Source organism: Pelagibius sp. Alg239-R121 (genome assembly GCF_947331435.1).
Classification (GTDB): domain Bacteria; phylum Pseudomonadota; class Alphaproteobacteria; order Kiloniellales; family Kiloniellaceae; genus Denitrobaculum.
In genome coordinates this window covers 397895-410326 of sequence record NZ_CAMZOF010000006.1, presented here as the reverse complement: position 1 = coordinate 410326, position 12432 = coordinate 397895, and the positions used below count along the sequence as shown (strand labels likewise).

Sequence of the window (12432 nt, the reverse complement as noted above, 5' to 3'; positions counted from 1 at the left end):
TACAATTTAACGATCCAGCCAGAAGCGGTCGGGGCGGTAGATGCCGAACTGGGCACCGGGTTCCCAGTTGTAGATCCCCTCGACCGGCACATTCTTTAGGCTGTTGGCGACCACGATGGGCTGCGGGACCTGGGCGACGATGCCGATGGTGTAGACCTGATCGGCGTGGATCTCCAGAATCCGGTGCCAGATCTTTTCCCGTTCACTGCGGGATCTGGCAGTGGTCCACTCGATATGCAGTTCAAGCAGTTCCTGCGCCAGAGGCAAATCCACAGGTTCGCCGGACTTGCCGCTGGTCTCGTGATACTGGCCCCATTTCGGCCATTGATAGCTCTGTTGATGCAGCGGAACAAACTCGTCGGGACTCATGTCGGCCGTCGGCACACCGTTTTCATAGCCGAACCACATTGTCATGACGGTCTCGCCGGAGAAAATCCGTTTGCGCAGGACTTCGCGCTGAGACGGCTTGGTGAATAGCTTTACACCGATTTCGAGCCAGGAATCGTGAATCAGCTCCAAGACGTCTGATTCTTCCGTGTTTTCGCCAGCGGTCTCAACGATGATCTCCATCTCCCGGCCGTCCGGCAGCAGGCGGATCCCATCCTCATTGCGCTCTGTCAGGCCGAGTTCGTCAAGGAGAGCACTGGCGGCCTGAGGATCGAACATCGCCCAGGAATCCCGATAATCCTGCTGATACAAGGGGCTGGCCGGCAGAACCGTATTGTTTCCCTCGATACAGAGACCGTAATAAATGACCTGATTGATCTCATGCCGGTTGGTGGCCAGAGACATCGCCCGACGGAAACGTACGTCCCGGAACAGCTTTCGCCACTCGGGGTCGTTGGTGTTCAGATTGGGATAGAGCGCAAGCTGTGAGCCACGTACGGTCTTCCAGAGACGTACGTCATAGGCGCTGCGCTCGTCGTTCTCTTTAAGGAAGGTATAGTCGCTGAAATTCAGGCCGCGCGACTGAAGGTCCGATTCACCCGCGCCAACCTTCGCTGGAACCAGCGATCCGGCCACCACACTCAAGATGACCTCGTCCAGATAAGGCAATTGCTGCCCGAACTCGTCGATCCGGTGATAGAAGGGGTTCCGTTTGGCCACGAAGCGGGTCGACGGCGGTTTGACCGTATTGACCCAAGGCTGCAGGGTCGGAAGCTTGGGATTGGTGAAGCGGTACTGCCGCGCTTTGCGGTTATGCATTTGCGCCCAGTCTCTTGCGTTCGAATCCTCTACCTTTTTCGCGAGTTTTTCCGGGTCGGCATACTTTGCGTGAAACTGCTTCAGATAGTGCGCCGGTTGAAAAATGAACAGCGGACGGGCACCGGAAAGCTGAGTCAGAAAGAAGGGGTTGGGTTGGGGCCAGCTGTAGCGGATGGTCGTTTCATCGATCACTTCGACTTCCGGAAATTCACCGTCAACCGAAAGCGAGGTGGTCGGTCCCGTCGGCGTCAGTTGATCATTGTTCGCCACGTCCTCCCAGTAATAGCGGAAGTCCTCCGTCGTAAAGGGCTGTCCATCGGACCAGCGGTGGCCTTTTCGGAGATAAAAGGTGAAGCTTCGACCGTCTTCAACCTCAACCTTCTCAAGGATATCCGGGGTAATTTCGAGCTTTTCGTTGTAGCCAACCAGACGCGCATAGCCATAAACAACAAGTAGACGGATATCTTTTTCCCGGGTGATCAGGGTTTTCACACTACCGCCGGACTTTCCGACAGTCTGGGCGCTGCCGCGCGGAACGACCTGAGGCGTTTCCGGCAGGCGCTCGGCAACCGGCGGCAATTTCCCTGCCGTCACGGCCTCACTCAGATAGCTCGACTCCTGGAGGCCGCGTACGACCTTCACTTCAGGCAGAGAAAGAACTTCGACAACCGGTTCTTCGGCCTGTGCCGGGAGCCCAGCAACCGAGCTATACAAAGCGAGCGTTATCGCCGTCGCAGCTAGCGCTCTGCCTCCTATCGCAGCCGTGGAACGGGTGCCATTTCCCCGGCGCGCACCTTGAATAGCGCTATTCACAGCGCCAGACAGACCTCTGAAGCAACGCTTTCTGCTCTCCGCCCAACCTGAGCGAAGTCCGGATGCCATAACAAGCAACATATAACGCCAACCCTGCTAAATCTTTTTGTTGAAGAGAGGCTACACGGCTTGGAGCCCACATTCCATGGCATGTCGTTGAAATTTCCACTGCAGTGACAAAAATTCAACGCCGCAAGGTGCGTTTTCGACTAACGAGGAAGCAAATCGACGGAAAAGGCTTCAAACCTGGGACAGGTTTTCCTACGTGAGGCCTTGCTCTGGCGTTGCTTTTCACTGCCCGGTGGATCCAGCTGCAGCCAGCTTGCGACTATGGCGTCACACGCGATCGCCGCAGGTAAATCAATCTAAACCTCTCACCGCTAGAGTACTTCAATGCAGACCAAGCCGACTTCCAATGTCCCCAGCGACGGGCCAGAAGCGATTTCCGACCCAATCCTGTCGGACCTCTATAGCTATTGGGCGTTGCTCCGGAAATCGAGCGCCCGCAGATCGGATCTGCGAACGGCCGGCACCGGAAAACGCGGTCTTCTGCCGCTGCGCTCAGATCTGGACCCAATCGATATTCCCCACCTTCTGCCTTATATCGCACTGGTCGAATGCTCAGAGGGCGGCCGATCCATCAGATTCCGGTTGGTGGGCACAGATGTCGCCTTCGGATCGGACCCAACCGGCCGGTTCCTGCATGAAGAGGCGCCCGAAGGGCCATACCGCAACCACATCACGCAGCTCTACTACCTCGGCGCCAATAGCCGGGAAGGGCTCTACAGCGAGTTTTCCTACGGCTATACGTCGAACAGTGGACCCAAACTGATCAAACGCCTGTTTCTGCCGCTTATCGGCACGGCCGAGGTTCCCACAATGATGCTGGTCGGTCAGGTTCGGGACAAATCTGCGCATGCAGAGCAGTCGGCCTGGCAGGCCGCCCCCGGACATATCAACGAACGCCTTCTCTTCGTGATCGACCCGGGGGCGGCGGAGAGTTCGGATTTTGAGGCCTCAAACCGGAATCTGAAGTCCAGAGCCTGACATTCCTTCTCTATCGCGCCGTCCGGCAAGGCCAGATAAACCCAGCACCGAGAAGAGTCCTATTGCCAATAGGGGCAGGGAGCCCGGCTCTGCAACGGCGACAACCGGGTTTTGCGACGTAAAGGCGACCGCACGCGGCCGGTCCGGAAAGCTGCCGTTCGCCTGCCGCGACAACCAGATGCCCGTCTCGCCGGCATCGCGGTAATCGCCATCGCCATTCAGGTCCTGCAGCAGAAAGATATTGTCCTGGTTCGCGTCACCGCCGTTCGACGTCAGGACGATATTTCCATCTGCATCAACGGCAACACCGAAACCGGCAAAGCTCTCAAACCCGCTCGGCAGAAGCGTCGTATCCCAGATCTCCGAAACTTCCAGGACATCATCGATAATGCCGCTGCCATCCAGGTCGGTCAGCTTGAAGAGAGATTGCGGCGCTCCGATGTCCAGGAACTCCCAGATATACAGGCTGGTGTCGTCACCCGCCAAGGCGAAGTCGATGCTCGCGCCATAGGGATTATTACCGTCTATGAAGACCGACACCTCGTCGTCGCTGATCTCGCCATTCCCGTCGTTGTCTTCCGCCCGGTAGATGACGTTGGTGTCGCCGCCGACGGTATCTGCAACAAAGGCAACATTCCCCTGGAAAGTAACCTCAAATGCAGAGGCCGAAGGATTCAGGCGCGCGAGATCGAGCCAGAGACTTGCTTCCCCAGCGTCATTTGCATCACCGTCACCATTCAAATCACGGGTCCGGTAAATACCGTCGGCCGGGCGGGAGCCAACACCTGCATTGACGATATAGATATTATTGTCTCTGTCTTCGCCGATACCGTTGGGGGTAGGGAGGGTCAATCCGGCGGCATTGTCTTCGGAAAACCAAAGCCCGGCCTCACCGGTGTCATTGGCGTCACCATCACCATTCACGTCAGACAAGCGGTAAACAGAATCACTGGATCCGTCGCCGATATACTGATGGCCGCTGCGGGATTGCAGGATGGTGAAAACGTTGCGGCTCGGGTTGACGAGGCCGCTGGCATTGTCCGCGTTGAAATAGACCGTGGTTTCCCAAGCATCGTTGGCATCGCCGTCGCCGTTAAAATCCCGGCTGCGGTAAACGCCATCCAGACCCTGATCGGCCAGAAGGACGTCGAAATTCAGGGAGAAGGGCGCAGCCTGGACTGAACCGGCGTTTAACAGCGTCACACCGATACTCAGACCGGTACCGATCAGGCAGGCAAAGGCAATCGCCGCAGGCGCGGCGTTTTTAATAGGCATTCAATTTTCTCCGGATAACTCGAAAGTAGAGGTATGTTTGAATGTAATATTGCGATTCATTCTCATTATCAATTAAAATAAATGAACGTCCCCGTAAAGCCATCAAACAAGAGCAGGACTTTACGTCGTTATCTGGAGGGAATCAGAGGCGGATGAGCCCATCTTCTTTTGGCTCGGGCCCAATTCTCCAGCAGCATGACAGGGCGCCCGGAGACCGGACACTTCATTTCCAAGCGGCTACGTAATAAGAGCGTGAACCGCAAGATTCTGAAAAAGTGCCGTTGGCGAGTGACTATAGCTTCAAAGAGGGATTCGCGTTTTTCAGTGCATCGACCGGGACCGAACGCGCGCTCTGGCAGGAACCATAGGAGTTAATCGCGGAATGTGGCCGGCGGCGAAACAGGTAGATGGATGCTCAGGGATCGTACTCAGGGATGAGGATGCGGGAACCCGTGACGCTCGGTCAGCACCTTGAGAATGGAGTCCTTGTCGGCAACAAAGCCGCGTCCATGCGCACGGCCGCTTTCATGTTCGGACTGCGCGCCGTCCTCCAGGACGACAAGCGGCAAAGACTGGTGTTCTTCGCCAAGCAGTGCAATGACATCAGTCCGCGGCAGCGGCCAGTCAATGCGTCTGACCTCAAGCTTGCGTGCCAATTCGGGAAAGGACGCGAGAATGCCTTCGATCAAAGCGCAGTGCCAGCAATAGAAGTCCTTGCCGGGATAAGCGGGATCCTGAAATCCAGGCTTGACGAGAAAGAGCGTATCCATCGTACCGACCATCCTAAATGCCGCTGCTGTCGATGATGCGGAGTAGCACAGACCGGGTCCTGGCGAAACCACAGCCTCAGAGGCGATTGAAGGGGAAGCTTTGGGCTCACATGAAAGGTTCGTAGTTTGCGGGTTTTAGGGGAAGATCCTAAAGTTCGGATTGGTTCGACAGCTATTCCTATGGATAAATGAACAAGTGGGTTCCCCGTTGGCGACATTTAGCGAAGGCTCTTCTGCCTGAGCTTTACGATAAAGAACGCCCTGAAACTCTCTATTTTTTGTTTTTCGATCTCAATCCTCTTGCTGATAAAGCACTTAAGTCCGGCGACACCGATCAGCTAGCCAGGATCTATGCATTCACTGAATGGTGCTTCTGTCACAAGGAGAGATACATTTGGAATGCAGCAGGAGTAGGCTTTTACGAGAATTTATTCGATCGCGATGCAGATGTGGATCAGGTGGTTTCATGGTTGTCTCGCTCAACCTATGACGGTGTCAAAGGGTTGTTCGAGTGGCGGCTTGAGAGCGCTAAAGCTAAGGAAATCGATCTGGCAATGAATGCTCGTAGCAATTCCTACGAGGAACTGATTCAAATGACACTCGCGATGCATCTGGATCAAATGCGCAGAGATTTTAAGCGCAAAGCCAGCTGAGTAGTTCAGTGAATCAAAATTTTAGAAACCCGCAAACGACTTAGACCGACCCGGATTAAGATAGTGCGCAGAGAGGGCCCAGGCGTTTGTTCGTCTGTAATAACAATCGCCTGAGCGTCCTGAAAATCGCCTGTCCAACGGTCTAAACAATATTTTCCATAATATACATTATGCGTCTTTCGTGTAGTTTCAAAAGAGACGTCCTGGCGCGCGCAGATGGCTCCCCCGCAGTCGGTCAAGCTTTCGAGGTTTGTTTGGAGTTGGTGTCCTTTGGGACGCCTGTATTGGCGCTCGAGTTCGTGACGGCGATCAGTTGGTACGATGAGAGCGTCACCAATGTGCGGCCTTCAGCGCAGTAATTTATCGGAAGTCATCTGTGCCGCGTTCAGAGGTGCCGTCAGTTCCAGACTAAAAGAAGCTATCTGCGTTCGGGCAAATGCGCCTCCGGCAACTCATTCCGGTTGGGGCGTCCTGGTACGACGGCCCTGCCCGTTTCACCGCCTTCGTGTCGCCTGGCCTTTTTGGCGCCTCATGCGACGCCTCCCTCACGCTGTCATCTCGCGCCTATGACTCTGCGCTCAACTTTAGATTCTGCGCTCAACTTTGCGCCGTGGCGCCGTCCGTTGAATCTCCGCTCTCATGGTGCTCGAGCCAATCAGCAACCACCTGGTAAGCCTCGATACGCCGCTGCTCGGGATGATGATGGCGATAAATCCGAACCGCGGCATCGTAAGCATCGCCTTCGCTTTCCCCCAGCTTTCGCAATTCGTCGTAGGCTTTCGTGGTGGCAGCTTTGCACAGACACATAATTTGGGTCTTTCTCAAATGGCTTAAACTATAGGGCAACGCCTACCCCCAGCGCGGGATAATTGGACCCGCGTTAATAACGACAGTGTCGGTCTCTATGTCAAGAATGATTCGCAGTTGCGACAAACGTGTCATAGCAAGCCGACCGTGACCGAAACGATCCGCGCCAGCAGCCAATAAGGTCATAGGGAAATCGATCCGAATATGACCTAGATCATTTTGCGTTGGTTTGAGCACGGAAAAACGGTCCGGCTGCCCTTTCGATTCACCTGTTAAGTTTGTAATTGAACACCCCGTTTCACGCGCCTTTTCAACCCAGGAAAGATCTCTGACCGACAGACTTACCTCCTTCTCATTAGATTAAACGATTACATTTTCTGAGGTTTCCTGCCATTTTTCAGCATAAACATATGCGCGCGTATAAGTAGAATCCCCAAATTGATACAAGAGGTGTTTTTGGGGAATCATCACTTCAGCGTCGCCGATGCCATCGCAGAAGGTGAAAGAGACAGTCAAAACCGGCCATCAGAAGCCCGGCGTGTTGTTAGAGGCGCAAAGAGTGTTTCAAACAATTGACGAGTAGACTCTTGCATCTGGAGCAAGGCCATCATGAAAAAGCGTAGATCGAGCCACGCAGTGGATCAATTCGTTGGGCGGAAACTGAAGCATCAGCGGGAAATCAAAAACATCTCGGCCGAACAACTCGCAAACGCGCTCAGCCTGCCTGTAGAGACAATAGAAAAAATCGAATCGGGAAGAGAATCGATTGGAGCGCTAAGCCTCTACGAGGCGGCACAGGTTGTTGACGTTCCCGTCACCTTCTTTTTCGAGGGCTATAATGAAGAACTAGCGGCGGAAGAGACCGCAAAGGTTGCAACGCCGCCCGCAAGTGTCACCTCAGCAGGTGGCGTTATTAAGTAAACTAATAAGCTAATTAACTATACTGATAGTCGTTAAGTTTTAGGCGCAATATGCGGGAAAAGAATGAAAAATCAGGATCTTTAACAAAGTATACGCATTGCGGTTGATATCATTATGCGTAAGTATATTTCCTAATTTGCGGTCGGGTGTGAGTTTGACACTCTAAAAAAATAAAACAACTAATAGGTTCGTGCCATCTCATCATAATCAGAATGCATGCCTACACCAGAACCGCAAAACAAAAAAAGAAATTACGGTTTCATGGGCACACAGAACAGGTGGAAGAAATGTCACCAGACGTACAAAAGTCTATAAATGCGCACGTTGCACGGCGAATACACGCACGGCGCATCGAAGTCGGATTGACGCAACAGCAGGTCGCGCGCCTGATTGGGATCTCGTTCCAGCAGTTGCAGAAATACGAACATGGCACGAATCGCATCAGCGCCGGACGGCTTTACCAATTGGCCGACGTTCTCGATACAAGCATCACCTACTTTTTCGCGGGTTACGAACAAGACAGCTCGCAAGAGGTAAAGACGGCAAACGACTATACCAGTTCCATGGAATCGGTACGCTTGGTCCGACAGTTCAATGCCATTCCGTCCGACAGTATCCGGCGGAGCATTTCGGGTTTGATCCGCGCTCTTGGTACGACCGAGCCGGCATAACTGATACGACACGCGCATGAGCCGATTTCAATCGAATCGGATCTAAGGCGCATAGAATTTGAGAACGCCGGGGAGAGTGGGCCCCGGCGTTTTCGCTTTCTCGGCATCAAATTTTCTTAACGCCAAAGTTTTCAGCGGCGATTTTTCAGGCAATCGAAACGGTCTTTCGGCAGATCGAACTAACCGCCTTTATGGCGGCGGGCAAATTCGAGGAGTTTGTTCGAGCCTTTCAGCCCCAGCACCCGGGCAATGTTGTTACGATGGTTTTGCACCGTCCGATAGCTGAGCCCCATGGATTCTGCGATTTCCTTGCTCGTCATATAATCGGCAACATGGCCGAGCACCTCACGCTGCACCCGCGTCAACAGGCCGAGCTTATCTTTTTCCTTATTGTCCAATGCAGGAGGCGCCGCGCGCATCGTATCAGCGCGCATCGAAGGACTGACGAAAGTTTCCCCCGCCAATGCCGCTTCAATGCACTCGGCGATCACCTGCTCGGCATCATCCTTCAGCAGATAGCCGACCGCACCGATATCGAAGGCGCGACGCATATAAGGCTCATCGGGGTACATGGTCATGATAATAATGGAGGTCTCGGTGCCGGCCTCCAATGCGCGTTCGGCGACACTCAGACCATCGAGCCCAGGCATGGCCAGATCAAGAATACCGATGTCAGGCTTTAAAGCGTGGATATCCTCGAGCGCTGTGTTTCCATCAGGCGCTTCAAATACGACTCTCTGACCAATGCGATCTTCCGGCAAACCGTCTATCGCCGTCCGTAGTCCCCGACGAAACAAAGGGTGATCATCCGCGATAAGGATCTTAATTCGTCTCATAAGGCCCTTCTTCCGCGAACAAGGTAATGACAAGCTGCGTGCCCCTGCCCGGTCCGCCATTGTGCCTGAGCGTGCCGCCGACGAGACGTATTCGTTCCTGCATGTTCGCAAGTCCGAAGTGCCCGGTTGCAACCGCCTCATCCCAGTCCAGCCCCTTGCCATCGTCGCCGATGGTCAGCTCGCAAGCGCCTGATTCGATTTTAAGCGCCAGCTCGCAGGTCGCCGCCTCGGCATGCTTCAGTGTATTGTTGAGCGCTTCCTGGACGAGACGGTACAGGGTGATCTGTCTGCTTGCAGGCAGATCATCCGCGGCCTGGTCGATTTCGACCACCGTCTTGAGCCCGCCACTCATCCCCAGCTTTTGGATGAGATCCTCAAGCCCCGTTTTCAACCCCAGTCGCTCCAACTGATGGGGATGCAAGTCCTGTGCGATCGCACGAACCTCGTCGATAGAATCGCCCGCGACGGCCGTAATCTCGTCGAGACCGGCCGCAGCCTCCGATTTCCCGCGCAGCCTGCGTAACTGGTTACGAATATAAAGCAACGTCTGACCGATCGAATCGTGCAATTCGCCGGCAATGCGCTTCCGATCAGCTTCCTGCGCCGTGATCAAACGACGGGTAAAGGTGTCACGTGCCTCCGCCACCGCGAACTGGGCGCGCTGCTTCGCGTCCTCGATCAGCTTGATCCGGTCGGCCAGTGCGAAAGCGAGCAGCACCGCCTCAGTGGCGAGCAAAAATTCGACCAGGAACTCAGTCAGGAGACTGTCTTCAAGGACGCCGTAGCTCCGTCCCACGAGAACAAACCCACCGGGAACCACCATACACATCCCCAAAATCAGAAAGCGCGCGGGCTTATAGCCGGAGCGATATGCGACGACAGTGGTTATGAATCCGGCGATCAGAAGATAAAGCGCTGCGAGGGTCAGCGTGGAAATTGCTATGCGGTAAGGGATAAGGCCGCAGCCGAGCGCCAAGACAGCGCCCAAACCCGCAATAAACTTTAGATGAAGGTCGAATTTGGGCGCGGTGGCAAAGGTCTGGATAAAGTGCCTTATAAACTGCGCACCGACGGCAATGACACTTCCGAAGAAGAAGCAGGCAAGGGTGTTCGTTATGCCTTCGGACTCAGGCCAGAACCACATGCCTGCCTGGCCGTTGAGAGTCATGATCAGCAGTGAGACCGTTATGAGATAGCAGACGTTATACAGATAGCTAACATCCCTGAGCGCGGCACAGATAAAGCTGTTGTTCAGGATAATCGCCAGCATGATACCGAAGAACAATCCAAAGGCGAGCTGGCGGCCGGAATCATCACTGAGGACTCTTTGCGTTGCCCGCAGCTTCACGCTTACAGCCATGGAGCCTTCGGATTTTACCCGGATGAAAGCCGTCGCAGCGCGCGTACTCAGCGGTATCGGAAAGAGGTTCTTGGCATGCGGCAGCGGCCGCTGGTCGAAGCGCCGCATATCGCCACCAAGCTGACGCTCGATCAACCCGCCTTCCACGTCGAGAAAATAGACGTCGATCTGATCTGTAAAGGGCCGACCGATTTCAAACAATGCGCCCTCTTCGGCCAACACGACGTTCATCAGATCGACGCGCAACCAAATTGCCGATTGTGTCAGGCCGAAGTTGAGTGGCTTATCCACGGGCCGGAATTGAGACTGAAAAGCGGCCGCTGACACCTGGGCAAATTCGGCGGAAACGCTTTCATCCACCCAATAAGCCGTGGCCGGAGCCTGCGCCGCACGCCCAGGCATGGAGAGGGCGAATACACCCGCCATCAAAACGGCCAGGAAGAGTTTCTTGGCAACGATTCGCGTCACGCTTCCCTCAGCCGAAATTTAACAACGATCCAGTGCACACCGCGCAGCCTGTCCCAAGAAACCGCGTCAGGTCAAGCGAACCGGGCGTTCCCGAGGGCAGATCGTTTTCACTGGTTCGGTAGAAACGATCGCACTCGAAGAACGCCCAGTCGCCCGTTAAGAGTTCCTACTGGGATTTCAGATGCTTTGACGCCGCCGCGCAAAGACAAACCCAGCAAGCCCCAGACCGAACAGCGCAAGGGTTCCAGGCTCGGGAACGCTGGCTGTCGGTGTTCCACCACCACCCGTGTTTGTCAGCAAAGGCGTTTGCGTCAAATCGACATTGCCGCTTCCAGTAAAGCTAATGACAGCCGGAAAGGCGCTGGTATTCAAAGGGTTAAGGCCGAGAGCAGCGTCAATGCCTTCAATCAGAAACCGGGTGACGTCGAAATTCAGCATGGTGGTGAAGTCGAAGAGTTCGTTCGCCAGAAGATCGAAATGGAACTCATCACCCAGGTCGTCGAAGACGATCAGATCGAATTCACCGTCTCCACCCAAGCCTGGAACAAGCAGCGTTTCAAAAAAAATCCCGTTTTCCGGATTTCCGATTTCGAATTCGTATCCCGTGGCAACCTCCGGGTCGAACACAATCGCCTGGCCTGCAACCACTGACGTCGATGCGAAACTATAGGCTTCGCCAGGCGTGGTCGGCACGTTGTCCGGCAGTTCGAACAACAACGGAATATCCGTCTGAGGGAGTTCACCCAAGGTCTGAAAGTTTTGGATAATGGACTGAGTCGAGAACACGCTGAAGTGGTCGACGACCCCCAGGACGGGAAATGAGCTCTGGAAGATATTGCTGTTGTTGATATATCTGATTCTCAGCTCGTTTTTCGTCTCGAAACCGGAAACATCGACCGACTGACCAGGTGTCAAACTGTTGATCGCATCATCTGCGCTCTGCAGGATAACGTTCCCCGAACTGACGCGGAACTTTTGCGGACAGATGAAGGCTCCGTTAAGGCCGCAGGCCACGTTTTTTGTGTATTGAAGCTTCGGATTGAGCGTGTCCTTAGCGAAAGAGCTACCGAAATTCAAAGAATCGCCGATTACACCAAAATCGTTCAAAAAGTTGGTCGAGGGCCCGGGAGCCGGTTGAGACCAAGTCACCGAACCCACGGTCACCGTGAAGGGACCGTCGAATGACAGTTGCTGTCCGCCGCTGCCTGGAAAGGCCAATGGACCATTCGAGACGTAGGATGCCGACCAATCCATCCCCAGATTAACACCTAGCTGAGCACCGAAATCCGCGTCGACTGACGTAAGATGACCATTGAACTGGTACACCACCGGCGCTGCGCCGGCTTCGGATGCCGACATGATCGAAACTGCGACTAAGCCAGCAGCGACCAGCACGTTTGATTTCTGCCAGCCGTGTAAACTATTAAATTTCATTGCCTTCCCCTTGATCTTCTTTCGCCGTGATCTTTCCTCGTACAGGATCGTATTTCTCCCGAAATTCGAAACCCTGAGATCGTTATTACTGCAAGATTTTGAAATGCAATTTAGATGCCACAAAACATCATCGAAAATGTTCCTTATAGAATAACACCTTATTGAATATAT

The 12432-nt window shown here is 54.2% G+C and carries 11 protein-coding genes; 4 read left to right on the top strand and 7 right to left on the bottom strand.

Annotated elements, in window-relative coordinates; genetic code table 11:
- Positions 1 to 6: 6 nt before the first annotated feature.
- Positions 7 to 1920, bottom strand: a complete 1914-nt coding sequence (locus tag QMZ18_RS20950) for an ABC transporter substrate-binding protein (protein WP_282608295.1) — start codon at positions 1918 to 1920, stop codon at positions 7 to 9.
- Positions 1921 to 2412: 492 nt separating this feature from the next.
- On the opposite strand from QMZ18_RS20950, the gene QMZ18_RS20945 reads away from it, so the two are divergent.
- Positions 2413 to 3066 (top strand): PAS domain-containing protein, encoded by a 654-nt coding sequence (locus QMZ18_RS20945; protein WP_282608294.1) that lies wholly within the window; start codon positions 2413 to 2415, stop codon positions 3064 to 3066.
- Here QMZ18_RS20945 and QMZ18_RS20940 read toward each other — a convergent pair.
- Positions 3037 to 4341 carry a hypothetical protein gene (locus QMZ18_RS20940; protein ID WP_282608293.1) on the bottom strand — a complete coding sequence of 435 codons (1305 nt, stop codon included), beginning with the start codon at positions 4339 to 4341 and terminating at the stop codon, positions 3037 to 3039. The genes QMZ18_RS20945 and QMZ18_RS20940 overlap by 30 nt on opposite strands.
- Before the next feature lie 428 nt (positions 4342 to 4769).
- Positions 4770 to 5111, bottom strand: coding sequence for a DUF3088 domain-containing protein (locus QMZ18_RS20935; protein WP_282608292.1), 342 nt, complete (start codon positions 5109 to 5111; stop codon positions 4770 to 4772).
- Positions 5112 to 5299: 188 nt separating this feature from the next.
- On the opposite strand from QMZ18_RS20935, the gene QMZ18_RS20930 reads away from it, so the two are divergent.
- A complete protein-coding gene (locus QMZ18_RS20930; protein WP_282608291.1) occupies positions 5300 to 5764 on the top strand; it encodes a hypothetical protein in 465 nt (154 codons plus the stop codon).
- Positions 5765 to 6361: 597 nt separating this feature from the next.
- Here QMZ18_RS20930 and QMZ18_RS20925 read toward each other — a convergent pair.
- Complete coding sequence (locus QMZ18_RS20925) at positions 6362 to 6571, bottom strand: hypothetical protein (RefSeq protein WP_282608290.1); 210 nt, start codon at positions 6569 to 6571, stop codon at positions 6362 to 6364.
- Positions 6572 to 7180: 609 nt separating this feature from the next.
- On the opposite strand from QMZ18_RS20925, the gene QMZ18_RS20920 reads away from it, so the two are divergent.
- Positions 7181 to 7492 carry a helix-turn-helix domain-containing protein gene (locus QMZ18_RS20920; RefSeq protein ID WP_282608289.1) on the top strand — a complete coding sequence of 104 codons (312 nt, stop codon included), beginning with the start codon at positions 7181 to 7183 and terminating at the stop codon, positions 7490 to 7492.
- A gap of 287 nt (positions 7493 to 7779) precedes the next feature.
- Positions 7780 to 8163: a helix-turn-helix domain-containing protein gene (locus QMZ18_RS20915; RefSeq protein WP_282608288.1), complete on the top strand. Its 384-nt coding sequence runs from the start codon at positions 7780 to 7782 to the stop codon at positions 8161 to 8163.
- A gap of 179 nt (positions 8164 to 8342) precedes the next feature.
- Here QMZ18_RS20915 and QMZ18_RS20910 read toward each other — a convergent pair whose 3' ends face one another.
- The 3 genes from QMZ18_RS20910 to QMZ18_RS20900 all read right to left on the bottom strand — a co-directional run bounded on the left by QMZ18_RS20910 (position 8343) and on the right by QMZ18_RS20900 (position 12261).
- The gene (locus tag QMZ18_RS20910; protein ID WP_282608287.1) at positions 8343 to 8999 is read right to left on the bottom strand and encodes a response regulator transcription factor; all 657 of its coding nucleotides are present in this window, start codon (positions 8997 to 8999) and stop codon (positions 8343 to 8345) included.
- On the bottom strand, positions 8986 to 10827 hold the full coding sequence (locus tag QMZ18_RS20905; RefSeq protein ID WP_282608286.1) for a 7TM diverse intracellular signaling domain-containing protein: 1842 nt from the start codon (positions 10825 to 10827) through the stop codon (positions 8986 to 8988). Before QMZ18_RS20905 ends, QMZ18_RS20910 begins: the two co-directional genes overlap by 14 nt.
- Before the next feature lie 177 nt (positions 10828 to 11004).
- A complete protein-coding gene (locus QMZ18_RS20900) occupies positions 11005 to 12261 on the bottom strand; it encodes a PEP-CTERM sorting domain-containing protein (RefSeq protein WP_282608285.1) in 1257 nt (418 codons plus the stop codon).
- Positions 12262 to 12432: the final 171 nt, after the last annotated feature.

Coding starts and splice junctions, on each gene's coding strand:
- QMZ18_RS20915 (WP_282608288.1), top strand. CDS start 7,780: ATGTCACCAGACGTACAAAAGTCTATAAATGCGCACGTTGCACGGCGA.
- QMZ18_RS20900 (WP_282608285.1), bottom strand. CDS start 12,261: ATGAAATTTAATAGTTTACACGGCTGGCAGAAATCAAACGTGCTGGTC.
- QMZ18_RS20935 (WP_282608292.1), bottom strand. CDS start 5,111: ATGGATACGCTCTTTCTCGTCAAGCCTGGATTTCAGGATCCCGCTTAT.
- QMZ18_RS20945 (WP_282608294.1), top strand. CDS start 2,413: ATGCAGACCAAGCCGACTTCCAATGTCCCCAGCGACGGGCCAGAAGCG.
- QMZ18_RS20940 (WP_282608293.1), bottom strand. CDS start 4,341: ATGCCTATTAAAAACGCCGCGCCTGCGGCGATTGCCTTTGCCTGCCTG.
- QMZ18_RS20910 (WP_282608287.1), bottom strand. CDS start 8,999: ATGAGACGAATTAAGATCCTTATCGCGGATGATCACCCTTTGTTTCGT.
- QMZ18_RS20930 (WP_282608291.1), top strand. CDS start 5,300: ATGAACAAGTGGGTTCCCCGTTGGCGACATTTAGCGAAGGCTCTTCTG.
- QMZ18_RS20925 (WP_282608290.1), bottom strand. CDS start 6,571: ATGTGTCTGTGCAAAGCTGCCACCACGAAAGCCTACGACGAATTGCGA.
- QMZ18_RS20920 (WP_282608289.1), top strand. CDS start 7,181: ATGAAAAAGCGTAGATCGAGCCACGCAGTGGATCAATTCGTTGGGCGG.